Here is a 14,641-nt window from a genome sequence, read left to right as displayed (position 1 = left end):
CCCGGAGATTCGTTGCCGCGGCCGCAGCCGCGGTTCAATCAGTCGCGCAACAGCTCGTTGATCGAGGTCTTGGAGCGGGTGCGCTCGTCGACGCGCTTGACGATGACGGCGCAGGCGGTGGAGGGGCCGATCTGGCCGTTCTTCATCGGCTTGCCCGGCAGCGCGCCCGGCACCACGACGGCATATTCCGGCACCTCGCCGACGAAAACCTCGCCCGTCTCGCGGTCGACGATCTTGGTCGACGCGCCCAGGAAAACGCCCATCGACAGCACCGCCCCCTTGCGTACGACCACGCCCTCGGCAACCTCCGAGCGCGCGCCGATGAAGCAGTCATCCTCGATGATCACGGGGCCGGCCTGCAGCGGCTCAAGCACGCCGCCGATGCCGACGCCGCCGGAGATGTGCACGCGCTTGCCGATCTGGGCGCAGGAGCCGACCGTCGACCAAGTGTCGACCATGGTCGCCTCGTCGACATAGGCGCCGAGATTGACGAAGGACGGCATCAGCACGACGTTCCTGGCGATGTAGGCCGAGCGGCGCACGATCGCGCCGGGCACGGCGCGGAAGCCGGCGTCGCGAAAGCGGTTCTCGCCCCAGCCCTCGAACTTCGACGGCACCTTGTCCCACCACGACGCCTGGCCGGGGCCGCCGGGGATCACGCTCATGTCGTTGAGGCGGAACGACAGCAGCACGGCCTTCTTGAGCCACTGGTTGACGCTCCACTTGCCGTCAGTGCCGCGCTCAGCGACCCGGGCCTCGCCCTTGTCGAGCAGTTCCAGCGCGCTCTCCACGGCGTCGCGGACCTCGCCCTTGGTCGTGGTCGAGACGCCATCACGGGCATCGAAGGCGCTGTTGATGGTGGATTCCAGGGCGGACAGTGACATCGGTCGATCCTCGCTTGGTCCCTGGGCAGAAAGCCGGGGACGGCCGTGTACGAGCATGGTGGGCAGGGCGGCTTTTTCGGGATTTGGACCCGGAGAGTCAAGGACGCATCGGTGGCGGGGGCCGTCCGCGCGGGAGGTGCGGCTTATCATGCTCCGTCATTCCGGGATGGTCCGAAGGACCAGGCCCGGAATCTCGAGATTCCGGGTTCGATGCTTCGCATCGCCCCGGAATGACAGCTCAATGCGTGGCGGGTTTCACCCCACCAGCCGCTGCAAGAACCCGGTCAGATCGTCCGTGACATGATCGACATGCGGATCATCGCGCCCCGCCAGCTCCCAGTCCTCGCGCACCACCTCCTTGGTGCCGTCGGGCACGACCAGCACGGTCGTCATGCCGAGGTCGTGCGGGACGACGAGATTGCGGGCGAGATCCTCGAACATCGTGGCCCTGGCAGGATCGACGTCATGGAGCTTGAGGAATTTGTCATAGGTCTCGCGCGCCGGCTTCGGCGTCAACTCGGCGGCGATGATGTCGAATACGCCGTGGAAATGCGCGGCAATGCCGAGCCGCGCCAGCACCGCGTCGACGTGGTCGAGCGAGCCGTTGGTCAGGATCAGCTTGCGCCCCGGCAGCTTCTCGATCGCCGCGCCCATCGCCGGGTTCGGCTCCAGCGGCGAGTGGTCGATCTTGTGCACGTAGGCGAGGAAGTCGTCGGCGTGCACGCCGTGCTCGGTCATCATGCCGCGCATCGTGGTGCCGTAGCGGCGGTAGTAGTCCTTCTGGATGCGGCGCGCCTCCTCCGCATCGACCTTGAGCCAGTTGGAGACGAACTCGCCGATCCTGGCATCGACCTGCTGCCACAGATTGACGTGATGCGGATACAGCGTGTTGTCGAGGTCGAACACCCAGGTGTCGACGTGATCGAAGGCGCGAGGGGATTTTGTCATGTGGGCGTCGGTCCATCCTGCCTTCGGTCATCATGCCCGGCTAGGGCGGCATATTCCGCTGTCGTCCCGGCGAACGCCGGGACCCATACCGCGGAAGCTATCTTGCGGCATGATGGCTGATGCCGATGGCCCAAACCTCGGCCGGTGGTTATGGATCCCGGCGTTCGCCGGGATGACAGCTGTGGGTGTGGTGGCAACGTGGGCAACATCGCTATGCCCATCACGGCAACCCGAAGCGCAGCGTCTTGCCGCCGCGGGTGATGTCGACGGCGGTGAATCCGGTGGCGGTGAAGCCGCGGCTCGGGCAGTCGCCCTGCTCTGATGTCTCGAACTTGTTCTCGCGGGTGCAGAGCTGCACCAGCCCGCCCCAGTTCAGCGGCTTGTTCTTCAGTTTGATGGTGCGGTTCTCATCGTCGACCGCCTCGGCGAAGCTGTAGACCTTCTTCGGCTGCCCGGTGATGTCGGGATGCAGGCATTTGCCGGCATCGATGCGGTACCAGCCGCGGCTGACCACCGTGCGGCCGTCGTCGGTGCCGACCGCCGCCATGACCTTGTGCGGGGTGTCGTTGCACCAGGTCAGCCCGGTGGGTGAGGGCGTCTGCACCGCGTCCACCATGGTCGCGAAGAAATTCGGCTGCGACACGACGTCGGATGACAGCCCGCGGCTTTTCAGGAACGCCGCGAGCGCGGCTTGCGTCTTCGGCCCGTCGACGCCGTCGATCGGCGAGGCGTCATAGCCGGCGATGCCGAGCAGCCGCTGGATGCCGGCGAGCCGCGCCTGCTCGTCGTCATATTCGGCGCTCTCGGCGAGATAGGCGATCAGGGTGCCGTCGTCGGCCTTGCTCGGCGTCACCTGCGTGAACGCCGCCGGCGTCTGACCGGTGCGGCACTGGCGGGCGGCGGCGATGACGAAATTGTCCGCCGCCACGCACAGCTGATCGTTGCCGTTCTCGGCGAGCGGCGACGCGCCGTAGAGGCTGAGCGCGCGTGCATGCAGGAGAATGCGGTCGGCGGTCATCGTCCCCTGCAGCACCACGCGGCAGGTCGCCGGATCGAGCCGGAACCAGCCGCGGGTCGCGGTTGCCGCCTTCTCGTCGATGCCGATTGCGGCCTCGACGACGTAGCTCATTCGGTTGCAGAGCTTGAGGTCGGCGCGGGCGGGGGTGAGGGAGGCGAACAAGGCCAGAAGGATCACAGTGAGGCTGAGCGGAGCGCGAGTCCGGAAGGGTTTGATACGCCCCGCTCTCTCCCCATCGTCATGCCCGGGCTTGACCCGGGCATCCATGTTTCTCGCTCCGAACTCGCCGAACAACGTGGATGGCCGGGCTGTCTGCATTGCGAAGACGCGCTCCGCGCTTTCGCCCGGCCATGACGGAGAGAGTTGGCGGGAAGTGCTCACTTGTGGATCAGCGTGCCCGTGCCCTGGTTGGTGAACAGCTCGAGCAGCACGGCATGCTGCACCTTGCCGTCCAGGATGACGACGCCCTGCACGCCCTGTTCGAGTGCGTAGATGCAGGTCTCGACCTTCGGGATCATGCCGCCGGAGATGGTGCCGTCGGCGATCAGCTTGCGTGCGTCCTTCACCGACAATTCCGGAATCAGCTTCTTCGACTTGTCGAGCACGCCGGGCACGTCGGTGAGCAGCAGGAGGCGCTTGGCCTTCAGCGCACCGGCCACGGCCCCGGCGAACGTATCGGCGTTCACGTTGAAGGTCTGGCCTTCCTTCGAGGTCGCCAGCGGTGCGAGGATCGGGATCAGCTCGTAGCCGATCAGCTGATTCAGCAGCGTCAGATCGACCTTGTCCGGCTCGCCGACGAAGCCGAGATCGACCACCTTCTCGATGTGACTGTCGGGATCGACCATGGTGCGGGTCGCCTTGACCGCGCGCACCATGTTGCCGTCCTTGCCGCACAGCCCGACGGCCTTGCCGCCGGCCTCGTTGATGTAGCCGACCAGCTGCTTGTTGATCGAGCCGGCCAGCACCATCTCGACGATCTCGATCGTCGCCGCGTCCGTGATGCGCAGGCCGGCGGCGAATTCGGAGACGATGCCGAGGCGCTTGAGCATGGTCGCGATCTGCGGGCCGCCGCCATGCACCACCACCGGATTGATCGCGGTCTGCTCCAGCAGCACGATGTCGCGCGCGAACGCTTTTGCGGTGTCCTCGTCGCCCATGGCGTGGCCGCCATATTTGATGACGATGGTTTCGTCGTCGTACTCCTGCATGTGCGGGAGCGCTTCGGACAGGATGCGGGCCTGATCGAGCGGGCTGATGGTGGTCGCGTCGGTCATGTCTGGGAGGTCTCGGCTGTCGGGGGCGTCGCGCCGCGTTCTAGCCGATTGCCGCCCGCGGCGCAAAGCGCCGGATCACGCCCGCCGCGGCCACAGCGCGCAGACCGCGAGTGCGAGCCAGCTCGCGATCTGCAAGCTACCGCCGATCGGCGCCGCGAACGGAAACAGCCGGTCGCCGGTGAACTGCCGCATCAGGAGGTCGCTGGCGAACAGGGCCGGGCCGAGCACGAAGCCGATCGCCGTGACCAGGCCGATGCGCCGATGAACCACGCCGCGCTCTGCCAGCGCGATGGTGCCGAGCAGGGCGCAGGCGTGGAACAGCAGCATGGTGGAGGCGGTCGCGAGCCGCGCTGCGTCGGGCTCGTGCGCGGCCTTGGCCGCCAGCGCGACGCCGGCGGCGCCCATCAGCCCGGCCATTGCGACCAGGATTCGCCACGGCGTCATCATGTGCTGCGCTCTTCCAGCAGCCGCACCATGGCGGCACGCAGCTCCGGCATGCCGGTGCCGGATCGCGACGACGTCGCCAGCACCTGAGGAAACGCCGCCGGATGCTTGGCGAGCGCGGCCTCGGTCTCGGCGATCCGGCTTGCGAGCTCAGCCGGCTTGATCTGGTCGGCCTTGGTGAGGACGAGCTGATAGCTGACGGCGGACCGGTCCAGCGTCTTGAGGATCTCCTGATCGACTTCCTTCAGCCCATGACGGGCATCGATCAGCACATAGACGCGGGCGAGCGAGGCGCGGCCGAGCAGGAATTTGTGGATCAGCTCGGTCCAGGACGCGACCTTGGTCTTCGCCGCGGCGGCATATCCATAGCCGGGCATGTCGACCAGCCGCAGCGGCGCATGCTCGGGCCCCTCGAAGAAGATCAGCTCCTGGGTGCGGCCCGGCGTATGCGAGGTGCGCGCGAGCGCGTTCTGGCCGGTCAGCGCGTTGATCAGGCTGGACTTGCCGACATTGGAGCGGCCAGCGAAGGCGACCTCGATCGCCCCCATCGGCGGCAGGCTTTCGATCGAGGGAGATGCATGGGTGAAGCGCCACGATTGGGCGAACAGCTTGCGGCCTTTTTCGATCAGGCGCTCGTCGGTGTCGTGGCTGGTGGTCATGACAAGGCCTCGCTCTTCGTCATGCCCGGGCTTGACCCGGGCATCCACGCCCATTGCGCGGGATATCAAAACGTGGATGGCCGGGACAAGCCCGGCCATGACGGTAGATGGTTGGTTGCTTCAGCGGCTCACGCCGCCTTACTCGTCACGCCGCTTTTTTTTTGAACGTGCCGCGGATGTTGTCGAACAACTCCACCTTCACGCCATTGCGGCGCATGATGAAGCCCTGCTGCAGCACCGAAAGCGTGTTGTTCCAGGCCCAGTAGATCACGAGGCCGGCCGGGAAGCCCGCGAGCATGAAGGTGAAGATCAGCGGCATCCAGTTGAAGATCATCGCCTGGGTCGGGTCGGGCGGCGTCGGGTTCAGCTTCATCTGGAACCACATCGTGATGCCCATGATGATCGGCCAGATGCCGAGCGCGAGGTAGTGGCCGAACAGCGGCAGCTGGGTCGGATCGAACGGGATCAGGCCGAACAGCGTAAACAGGTTTGTCGGATCCGGCGCCGAGAGGTCCTTGATCCAGCTGATGAACGGCGCGTGCCGCATCTCGATCGTGACGAAGAGAACCTTGTAGAGCGAGAAGAACACCGGGATCTGCAGCACGACCGGGAGACAGCCGGCGACTGGGTTGATCTTCTCCTTCTTGTAGATCTCCATCATCTCCTGCTGCTGCTTCATCCGGTCGTCCGGATAGCGCTCTTTCAGCGCCTGGAGCTGCGGCTGGATCGCCTTCATCTTGGCCATCGAGGCATAGGACTTGTTGGCCAGCGGGAAGAACAGGGCCTTCACCAGCACCGTCACCAGCAGGATCGAGACGCCGAAATTGCCGAAGAAGCGGAAGAAGAAGTCGAGCGCCAGGAACATCGGCTTGGTCAGGAAGTAGAACCAGCCCCAGTCGATCAGGAGATCGAAATGGTTCAGCGCGAGCTTCTGATTGTAGCCGCCGAGGCCGCCGATCGGGAAGTTGATGCCGACCACGCCGGCCTCCTTGGCGCCGGCGAACAGCCGGGTGGAGACGCTGGCCGAGCCGCCGGCCGGCACCGTCTGCGGGGTCTCGACATAGTCGGTCTGGTAGCGATGCTGGTTGTCGACCAGCTTCGACGAATAGTTTGCCTGCAGCCGCGCATCGGTCATCGGCAACAGCGCCGCCGCCCAATATTTGTCGGTGATGCCGAGCCAGCCATTGGTGACGTCGAACTTCGCCGCCTTCTCGTCGTCCATCTTCTTGTAGGTGAACTCCTGCAGGCCCTTCTCGCCGAGATAGCCGATCAGGCCTTCGTGCAGGATGTAATAGCCCGACACGTGCGGCGTGCCGTGACGCGAGATCAGGCCGTAGGGATACAGCGTCACCGGTGCGTTGCCGGCGTTGGTGACGTCGTCCTTGATGGTGAAGAGATAGTGATCGTCGACGCTGATGGTGCGCTGGAAAGTCAGGCCGTCGCCGTTGGTGGTGGTCAGCTTCACCGGGGTCGACGGCGTCAGCGCATTCGAGCCGTCCTGCTGCCAGACGGTGTTCTGGTCGGGCACCTGCACCTTGGCGCCGGCGGCGTTCACCCAGCCGAACTCGGCATAATAGGGCTCGGCGGTGTTGGACGGGGAGAACAGCACGATCGCCGGCGATTTCGGATCGACCGTCTCGCGGTACTGCACGAAGGCCAGGTCGTCGATGCGTGCGCCCTTGAGCGAGATGCTGCCGGTCAGCCGCGGTGTGTCGATCTTGACGCGCGGCGTGGCGGCGATGGCGGTGTCGCGCGGCATCACGCCGGTGCTGGTCACGGCGCCGCCCGGCGCGCTCGGGCTGCCGGTCGCGGCCGCACCCGGCTGCGGGGTGGCCGACGGCGCGGCGCTGTCAGGCTGCGTTGCCGGCGCCTGCTTCTTCGCGAGCTCGGCCTGCATCTGGGCCTGCGCGCGCTGCTTCTCCATCTGCGGTCCGTTGTAGAAGACCTGCCAAAGGATCAGCACGAGGCCGGACAGAATGACGGCGAGGATGGTGTTGCGATTGTCGGTCATCGTTTTCTTATCGTCTCGTCGTTCAATCCGGTTTGCGGGAATGCGCGTCCGGTGCGGGAGCGTTTGGCTTGTCCGCATCCGACGGCTTGCGCGGCTGCGGCTTGGCCTGCGGCCGGTCGAGGCGGCGGAGCGTCGCCTGGAGATCGGCGAGCATGGTCTGGAAGTCGCGTGACAAGGCATCCCGCCGGCCGACCAGCACGTAGTCAGTGTGCGGCCGCATCGACAGGGGATCGAGCCGTTTCACAAGCTCGCGCAGCCGCCGACGGATGCGATTACGCTCCGTGGCGGTGCCATTCTTCTTGGTGACGGTAAAGCCGATCCGGACCGGGCCCCGGTCCGGCCGTTCCCGGCGCTGGACGACGAAGGCAGGGCTGTTCGCCCGCACGCCATCGGCAACGGCGAGGAAGTCCGCCCGCTGCCGTAGCCGATCCATGATGGAAATCTCCGGGACAGACGCCCTGGCTTCAGGCGCTGAGACGCTTGCGGCCCCGGGCGCGACGCGCGGCAAGGACCTTGCGGCCGCCGGTGGTGGCGAGACGGGCGCGGAAGCCGTGACGGCGCTTGCGCACCAGTTTGCTGGGTTGATAAGTCCGCTTCACGGGTCGTTCTCCGCTGACGGGCAATTTGCCAGTTGACAACTTGCCTGCTTGAAATGTCGATTGATGTCCGATGATGTTTACGGGCCCGAAATGGACCGCTGCCGGCCCTGAAATCGAGCCGCTCCCGGGCGAGCCGGGTCATCGCGGACGGTTGGCGCGGCTTATAAGGGAGCGTCCTGCCTTCGTCAATCGCGGCAAGACGTCATAGGCGGTGCAGGGATCGACGACGCCGAGATCTCGTCAAGACCTTCGTCACCAGCCGTGGGTCAGCGTCGCGAACGACACGAGGCAGGACGAGAACGCAAGTCCCTGCGCACAAGACCCTGCGCACACGACGAAGGCAAGAATGGCTTCGGCGCGGCGGGGTTGAAGACGTTAGAGATCGTGCAGTTTCGGGTTCCATTATGAACGATTTGGAAACCGGAACATGAGCGATCCGTAATTTGACCGGACTCCGGTGCAGTCCCATCTTGCGGTCCCGTAAGGGTGGGGTGTCTCTTACAAGGGCGATACGTGACCGAGAGCGACAACCAGCCAATCCTGGAGCGCCTGCGACCGAAACGGTCGCGGCGGCTCGGCTTGTCTGGAAAGCTGCTGCTGTTGACCATTCCGCTGGTGATGATCGCGGAGGTGCTGATCTACGTGCCGGCGATCGCCAATTTCTGGACCAACCGGCTCAACGACCGCCTGGCGGCCGCAAATACCGCTGCCCTGGTGCTCGACGCCGCGCCGTCCGGCATGGTGCCGGATTCGCTGGCGCGGCAGATCCTCACCTCCATCAACGCGCGCGGCGTCGCCATCAAGATGGGCCAGCAGCGCCGTCTGCTCGCGAGCGCCGACCTGCCCGCCTCGATCGACCACGACTTCGACATGCGCGACATGACGGCGTGGTCGTCGATCGTGAACTCGCTGACGATGATGACGGAGACCGGCGACCACACCATGCGGGTGATCGGACCGGCGCCCGGCCGAGCCCAGTTCATCGAGGTCGTCACCGACGAGAAGCCGCTGCGCAAGGCGATGTACCGGTTCTCGCGCAACCTGCTCGGCGTGTCGCTGCTGCTGGCGGTGCTGACCGCGGCGCTGGTCTATCTTGCCCTGCATTTCCTGTTCGTGCGGCCGATGCGGCGTCTCACCGCGAGCCTCGTCGGCTTCCACGAAAATCCGGAGAGCGTGGCGCGAATCATCGTGCCGAGCCAGCGTTCCGACGAGATCGGCGTCGCCGAGCGCGAGCTCGCCGACATGCAGCGCGACCTCGTCTCGATGCTGCATCAGAAGAGCCGGCTCGCCGCGCTCGGCCTCGCCGTGTCCAAGATCAACCACGATCTGCGCAACCTCTTGGCCTCGTCGCAGCTGCTGTCGGATCAGCTCGCCAGCGTGCCGGATCCGCGGGTGCAGCGCTTCGCGCCGAAGCTGATGCGCTCGCTGGAGCGCGCCATCGCGTTCTGCCAGTCGACGCTGTCCTACGGCAAGGTCCAGGAGCCGGCGCCGGACCGCCGCATGGTGGTGGTCGAGCCCGTCGTCGCCGAGGTGCGAGAGACCGCCGGCCTGTCGCCGGATGCCTCGATCACCTGGATCGCGGCGATCGAGCGCGGGCTGAAGATCGATGCCGATCCCGACCAGCTGTTCCGCGTGCTGCTCAACCTGGTGCGCAATGCCGCCCAGGCCCTGGACAGCCTCGCGGCGGACGCCGGCGTGCGCCAGATCCGCATCACCGGCCGCCGCGAAGGCGGGGTGGCGATCCTGGAGGTCTCGGACACGGGTCCCGGTGTCCCGGCGAAGGTGCGGGAGCACCTGTTCGAGGCCTTCCGCGGTGCCGGTCGTCCGGGCGGCTCGGGGCTGGGCCTTGCGATTGCGGCCGAATTGGTCCGGGCCCATGATGGCGACATCCAACTGGTCGAAGGGACCCTGGGGGCGACCTTCCGAATCACGATCCCCGACCGTCCTGTCGAGTTGCAGACCTTCTGGACCGAGCGCGCCAGCGCCTGAACCCGATCGGCCTCACCTGCCATTCCGGCGGGCGATGCCGCAGGCGTCGAGCGCGGAACTCCTGGCGTGTCGGAACGAAGCCCGTCCGCTCCGGCCATGCCGAACCGCACCGGCGCGTCTGCGGAAAAATGGTCGCAAAATGTCCCGCTCCAGCCTTGCCAAGCGGTCTCCGAGCCGTTAGTCAGGGGCCCTTCGCGAGGCCTGCCGGCGTTTGCCGCTCCGGCCTTCCGGGATCCGGCCCCTGGCCCGGAGCCTGCCAAATGCGAAAAACGCGCCCGTAGCTCAGCTGGATAGAGCATCAGACTACGAATCTGAGGGTCGGACGTTCGAATCGTTCCGGGCGCGCCATTTGCCGATGATCCACACCACGTTCAGTTCGCACGTCCATCGCTTCCGATCGATGCGTCGATCGGCGGATCTCGGGTGCGCAGGAGAACAATCTTGAGTCGCTTCTGGTCCGAGCTCGTTCATCGGCTGTCGCCCTATGTGCCCGGCGAGCAGCCGCAGATCCCGGGCCTGGTCAAGCTCAACACCAATGAGAGTCCGTTCGGGCCCTCGCCGAAGGCGATCGGGGCCATACGGGCCGCCGCGGCCGACACCTTGCGCCTCTATCCCGATCCCCAGGCAACGAGGCTGCGCGAGGCCCTCGCGGCCTATCACAAGGTCTCACCCGAGCAGGTGTTGGTCGGCAACGGTTCGGATGAGGTGCTGGCGCATGCCTTCGCGGCGCTCCTGAAGCAGCCGGCGCCGCTTCTGTTCCCTGACGTGACCTACAGCTTCTATCCGGTCTACTGCCGGCTGCTCGGAATCGACTACGCGACCGTTCCGCTCGATGCCGAGATGCGCGTGCGTATCGACGATTATGTCGGCCGTCCCGGCCCGGTGATCATCGCCAATCCGAACGCACCGACCGGAATTGCGCTGTCGCGTGCCGAGATCGCACGGCTGGTTGCTGCCCGCAGCGACGCGGCCGTCGTCATCGACGAGGCCTATGTCGATTTCGGCGCCGAGACCGCGATCCCCTTGATCTCCGAGCATCCCAACCTGCTGGTGGTGCAGACGATGTCGAAATCGCGCGCGCTCGCAGGACTCCGCGTCGGCTACGCGATCGGCGACGCCGCGCTGATCGAAGGCCTGACGCGGGTCAAGGACAGCTTCAACTCCTACCCGCTCGGCCGCCCCGCCCAGGCCGGCGCGATCGCCTCGATCGAGGACGACGCTCATTTCCAGCAGGCGCGCTCGGTCATCATGAAGAACCGCGCGGACCTCACCGCCGCGCTGGTTCGTCTCGGCTTCGAGGTGCTGCCGTCCAGCGCCAATTTCGTCTTCGCCCGGCATCCGGACCATTCCGGCCAGGCGCTGTCCGCAGCGTTGCGCCAGCGCGCCGTGCTCGTCCGCCATTTCACCGCCCCGCGGATCGTGGACTATCTGCGTATCACCATCGGCTCGGAGACGGAGCTCGCGCGGCTGACGGACGCGCTGCGCGAGGTGTTGGCGCAGAATGATTGAGGGCCGTGGCTGAGACGACGATCGGTCGGAGCCGATCCGCCACGGCCGGCACACTCTGCGACGTCTGGATGCCATTGCTCCAAGACATCAGGCCCGGATCGCGCGCGCAATCGCCAGTAGCCGCGGCACCTGCACCTCAATGTCCGCCGTCACCTCGCGGTCGAGCCTGTCGCGCCAGCGCGCAGGAATCGCCGCCAGCCCATGGGTGGCGCCGGCCAGCATGCCCGCGAGCGCACCCGTCGTGTCGGCATCGCCGCCCTGGTTGACGGTCTGCACAAGGCATTCGGTGAACGAGTCGGCGGCAAGATAGTGGTGCAGCACGGTCTGCATGGTGTCGACGACGAAGGCCGAGCTCCGCCCCGGATAGGGGACGAAGCTGAAGGCGCGGTGCTTGCCGATCAGAGCATCGGCTTCGCGGCGGACGGCGTCCTGGCCCTCACCCAGCAGCAAGGCGTGAGTCATGCGCACCAGCGCGATGCAGGCGTCGTCCGACAGCGGATGATGGTGCGTGGCGCGTGCCTGCGCCAGCGTCCAGGTCTCGGCGTTGTCCGGTGCCTCGAGCGTCGCGAGCGCCACCGGCAGCACGCGCATCGCCGCGCCATTGCCGGCGTCGCCTTCGGCGTAGACGCCTTCGACCGTGCCGTGCATGACGTAGCGGCGGATGCCGCGGCGGCAGGTGTTGCCGACATCGGCCGGCCCGGTCCGGAGCCAGGCGGCAAACTCCTCGCAGACGTCGCGCGCGTCGAAGCCGCGCTTGCGGATCAGCGAGCGTCCCAGCGCCAGCGACATCTCGGTGTCGTCGGTGACCTCCCCCGGCCTGAGCTTGAGCCAGCCGCCGCCGATGATGTCGCGATGCACGCCGTATTGCGCGACGATCTCGCCTCGGGTCATGAACTCGACGGTGGCGCCGAGCGCGTCGCCGATGGCAAAGCCGAGATAGGCCGCGAGCGCGCGTTCCTCGACGTCGGGTGCGGTCATGCTGCGATCCGCTCACACATAGTCGACGCTCACGCGGTAGTCGCCGCCGATCACGAGGTATTCGCCTTCGCCCTTCAGCGCATGTGACGACAGCAGGCCGTTGAAGAACACGATCTTGCTGACGGGAATCCGCGCGGTGAGGATCATGTCGCCGAAGCAGCCCGCAGTGTCGCGGTCGGAGGAGAACGAGACGAGGTTGTTGAGCCGGACCACCGCCTCGCGCCGCGTTGTTCGCGCCACGATCCAATGCTCGTCGAACGAATTGACGCCGCGATGCAGCGTCAGATGCGTCTCGCCTGGAAAGGCGAAGCGGCGGATCGCCCATTGGCAGAATTCGAACAGCAGATCGAGCTGCACCCAGATCGCATTGTTGTGGAAGCGGCTCGACATCTTCTCCTGGACATAGGTCGTCCAGGCCCGGCTTGCCACGCGTTCGATGATCTCCTTGTGGTAGGACGGACCGAGGCCGAACCGGCTCTCGACCCAGCCCTTGAGCACGGCGCCTTCCGGGCCGTTGCTGTCGAAGCCCCAGCCCTGGATCAGCCGCAGGAAGGACGAGCGGAAACGCCGCTGGCCGCCGGACGTCGCGGCGCGTTGCTCGGGATCGAGGCCGAACATCGCCATCATGTAGGCCGAGAAGGCCTGGCCGGCCTCGTTGAGATGCTCCGCCTGCGCGAGCATCGTGAACAGGCTGGGGTTCATCTCGGTGACGCCCCAGATGTGCAGCGGCGCCGCGCTGTCGTTGAAGGCGCAGCTCGCCAGCCATTCCGAGGGACGTCCCACGAGATTGGTCGAATGGCCGATGCCGCGCCGTGCTTCGTCGTTCATGACGCGCATGATGCCGCGTCGGATGCGAACAGGAAAGTCTACGGCGGTGACACCGGCGAGGAGCGATTGATTGTCAGCTGCAGCCGCCGCAGCCGCCGCCACCACCGCCTCCACCACCACCTCCGCAACCGCCACCGCCGCAACCACCGCCACTGCTGCTCAGCGCCTTGGATGTTGCCAGCACCGAAGCGTAGGCGGTGCCGGACAGCACCGCCGCGCCGGTCAGTGCGACGGCCAGTAGCAATTCATGCTCGCGCGGGGCGCGGGCTGCGCGCGCATGCGTCGCCTGATAGCTCCGCAGCACCTCGTTGCCGGCGTATGTGCGGGAGGGCGCCTTTGCGATCATCGCCGCGCCCAGCGCCGTAAGACCGAGTAGTAGTATTAGAAAGCCTACGTCGTGTTGCCGCGAAGCGCCGACGAGGACCTTGATCAGTCCGAACAGGATGAGCGCGCCGACGAATGGCAACACGGTCTTGCGGAATGCCACCATCTGGCTGTCGGTCGGTGCATAGCCGAGAGCCTCCAGCCGCGCCTGAATGCGCGCCGCAAGCGGCGCAAGCGCCTGCTGGAATTCCTGCCGTGTCATCTCCGGGCGGAGTGCAAGCCGCGGCGGACGGTCCATCAGCGCCGCCAGCGACGTCTGATCAGTCACTGTTATTTTGTGATCGCGGGCGGTGAAGGTTGCTGCGCCGTTCGCAGCGAAGCCGAGCAGCACGGTATCGCCGAAACGTGGCGCGCCGCCGGCGAGATAGGCCAGCTCGAGCTCGTTCAAAGGCGGCTGGGGCTTGGCCGCGGCCGGGCCGATCGTGCCGCGTAGGGCGAAGGCCTTGAGGAAAATGATGGCGCCGAGAACGATGTAGACGAGTAGGAATGGGCCGGCCGTCCAGTCGAACGGATTGAGCGCCATATTCATCTCCTGAACAGCCGCCGCAGCCATGCGCGGGGCCGGGGCAGAATGAGCCAATGGGTGAGGTCGGTGACGTGATAGCGCGGTCCGGCGAAGCGGATGTGTGTCGCAGGCCACAGATCGGGGCTGGGCGGACCGAAGAAGCGTTCATGCAGTGCCAGCGTCTCGGCATATTGCCGGCGGTAGGTCATCTGCGCCTGCGGTCCGCCGGGCGTCGGATCATGATGCAGCGGGGCCTGGAGCCGTTCGCCGCACCAGATCACCCAATAGTCGCGCGAATAGATCAGATGCTGGTGCCAGACCTCGTCAACCACCTCGCTGGGCGTCACCGGCGTCGGCGAAACCATCGCGAGAAAGCAGAAGCGGCGATAGGCCTCGATCGCGGCCCGGGCCTCATCGAGGCTCCAGCCATGGTCGCGCGCCAACCGCTGGGTGAAGTTGAACGGCGTATCCGGCTCGAAATCATGCGCGGCAATGCGCTGCCATAAGTCCTGTCGCGCAGGTGCCCAGTCCGGCTCGTCGGCCTGGACATCGACCTTGACCTGCGCGCGTCGCACCGAAGGCTCCCGGAGATCGTGCACGGCAGCACCTTA

At 66.3% G+C, this 14,641-nt stretch carries 15 protein-coding genes and 1 tRNA gene; 3 read left to right on the top strand and 13 right to left on the bottom strand.

Annotation, left to right across the window (positions count from 1 at the left end; all coding sequences use genetic code 11):
* Window positions 1–38 precede the first annotated feature (38 nt).
* From dapD to rpmH, 9 genes are all read right to left on the bottom strand, one after another.
* Entirely contained in the window at window positions 39–884 is an 846-nt protein-coding gene (dapD, locus tag ACQR1E_RS05600) for a 2,3,4,5-tetrahydropyridine-2,6-dicarboxylate N-succinyltransferase (RefSeq protein WP_316186629.1), read from the bottom strand.
* A 255-nt stretch (window positions 885–1,139) separates the two neighbouring features.
* Window positions 1,140–1,832 (bottom strand): pyrimidine 5'-nucleotidase, encoded by a 693-nt coding sequence (locus ACQR1E_RS05595; protein ID WP_316192255.1) that lies wholly within the window; start codon window positions 1,830–1,832, stop codon window positions 1,140–1,142.
* A gap of 220 nt (window positions 1,833–2,052) precedes the next feature.
* Window positions 2,053–3,117 (bottom strand): DUF1036 domain-containing protein, encoded by a 1,065-nt coding sequence (locus tag ACQR1E_RS05590; RefSeq protein WP_316192256.1) that lies wholly within the window; start codon window positions 3,115–3,117, stop codon window positions 2,053–2,055.
* Between the two features lie 110 nt (window positions 3,118–3,227).
* A complete protein-coding gene (gene argB, locus ACQR1E_RS05585) occupies window positions 3,228–4,124 on the bottom strand; it encodes an acetylglutamate kinase (protein WP_012047096.1) in 897 nt (298 codons plus the stop codon).
* Between the two features lie 75 nt (window positions 4,125–4,199).
* Window positions 4,200–4,571, bottom strand: coding sequence for a DUF423 domain-containing protein (locus ACQR1E_RS05580; protein ID WP_315752203.1), 372 nt, complete (start codon window positions 4,569–4,571; stop codon window positions 4,200–4,202).
* The gene (gene yihA, locus ACQR1E_RS05575; RefSeq protein ID WP_316192257.1) at window positions 4,568–5,227 is read right to left on the bottom strand and encodes a ribosome biogenesis GTP-binding protein YihA/YsxC; all 660 of its coding nucleotides are present in this window, start codon (window positions 5,225–5,227) and stop codon (window positions 4,568–4,570) included. Before yihA ends, ACQR1E_RS05580 begins: the two co-directional genes overlap by 4 nt.
* Before the next feature lie 145 nt (window positions 5,228–5,372).
* Window positions 5,373–7,238, bottom strand: coding sequence for a membrane protein insertase YidC (gene yidC / locus ACQR1E_RS05570; RefSeq protein WP_315715362.1), 1,866 nt, complete (start codon window positions 7,236–7,238; stop codon window positions 5,373–5,375).
* A 22-nt stretch (window positions 7,239–7,260) separates the two neighbouring features.
* A complete protein-coding gene (gene rnpA, locus ACQR1E_RS05565; RefSeq protein WP_315715363.1) occupies window positions 7,261–7,671 on the bottom strand; it encodes a ribonuclease P protein component in 411 nt (136 codons plus the stop codon).
* A gap of 31 nt (window positions 7,672–7,702) precedes the next feature.
* Window positions 7,703–7,837 (bottom strand): 50S ribosomal protein L34, encoded by a 135-nt coding sequence (gene rpmH / locus ACQR1E_RS05560; protein WP_006609582.1) that lies wholly within the window; start codon window positions 7,835–7,837, stop codon window positions 7,703–7,705.
* 513 nt (window positions 7,838–8,350) lie between these two features.
* Here rpmH and ACQR1E_RS05555 point away from each other — a divergent pair.
* The 3 genes from ACQR1E_RS05555 to hisC all read left to right on the top strand — a co-directional run bounded on the left by ACQR1E_RS05555 (window position 8,351) and on the right by hisC (window position 11,335).
* Entirely contained in the window at window positions 8,351–9,826 is a 1,476-nt protein-coding gene (locus ACQR1E_RS05555) for a sensor histidine kinase (protein ID WP_315715364.1), read from the top strand.
* A gap of 271 nt (window positions 9,827–10,097) precedes the next feature.
* Window positions 10,098–10,174 (top strand) — tRNA-Arg (locus ACQR1E_RS05550).
* Window positions 10,175–10,267: 93 nt separating this feature from the next.
* Entirely contained in the window at window positions 10,268–11,335 is a 1,068-nt protein-coding gene (gene hisC / locus ACQR1E_RS05545; protein WP_434896784.1) for a histidinol-phosphate transaminase, read from the top strand.
* A gap of 87 nt (window positions 11,336–11,422) precedes the next feature.
* On the opposite strand, the gene draG is transcribed toward hisC, so the two are convergent.
* From draG to ACQR1E_RS05525, 4 genes are all read right to left on the bottom strand, one after another.
* On the bottom strand, window positions 11,423–12,313 hold the full coding sequence (draG, locus tag ACQR1E_RS05540; RefSeq protein WP_434896783.1) for an ADP-ribosyl-[dinitrogen reductase] hydrolase: 891 nt from the start codon (window positions 12,311–12,313) through the stop codon (window positions 11,423–11,425).
* A 12-nt stretch (window positions 12,314–12,325) separates the two neighbouring features.
* Complete coding sequence (locus ACQR1E_RS05535) at window positions 12,326–13,150, bottom strand: NAD(+)--dinitrogen-reductase ADP-D-ribosyltransferase (protein ID WP_316172746.1); 825 nt, start codon at window positions 13,148–13,150, stop codon at window positions 12,326–12,328.
* A gap of 64 nt (window positions 13,151–13,214) precedes the next feature.
* The gene (locus tag ACQR1E_RS05530) at window positions 13,215–14,048 is read right to left on the bottom strand and encodes a TIGR04222 domain-containing membrane protein (RefSeq protein ID WP_434896782.1); all 834 of its coding nucleotides are present in this window, start codon (window positions 14,046–14,048) and stop codon (window positions 13,215–13,217) included.
* A 2-nt stretch (window positions 14,049–14,050) separates the two neighbouring features.
* Entirely contained in the window at window positions 14,051–14,605 is a 555-nt protein-coding gene (locus ACQR1E_RS05525; RefSeq protein ID WP_315752198.1) for a glycine-rich domain-containing protein, read from the bottom strand.
* Window positions 14,606–14,641: the final 36 nt, after the last annotated feature.

It is taken from the genome of Bradyrhizobium sp. HKCCYLRH1030 (assembly GCF_051168395.1).
In the GTDB taxonomy this organism is placed as follows: domain Bacteria; phylum Pseudomonadota; class Alphaproteobacteria; order Rhizobiales; family Xanthobacteraceae; genus Bradyrhizobium.
This window is presented reverse-complemented; position numbering and strand designations above follow the sequence as displayed.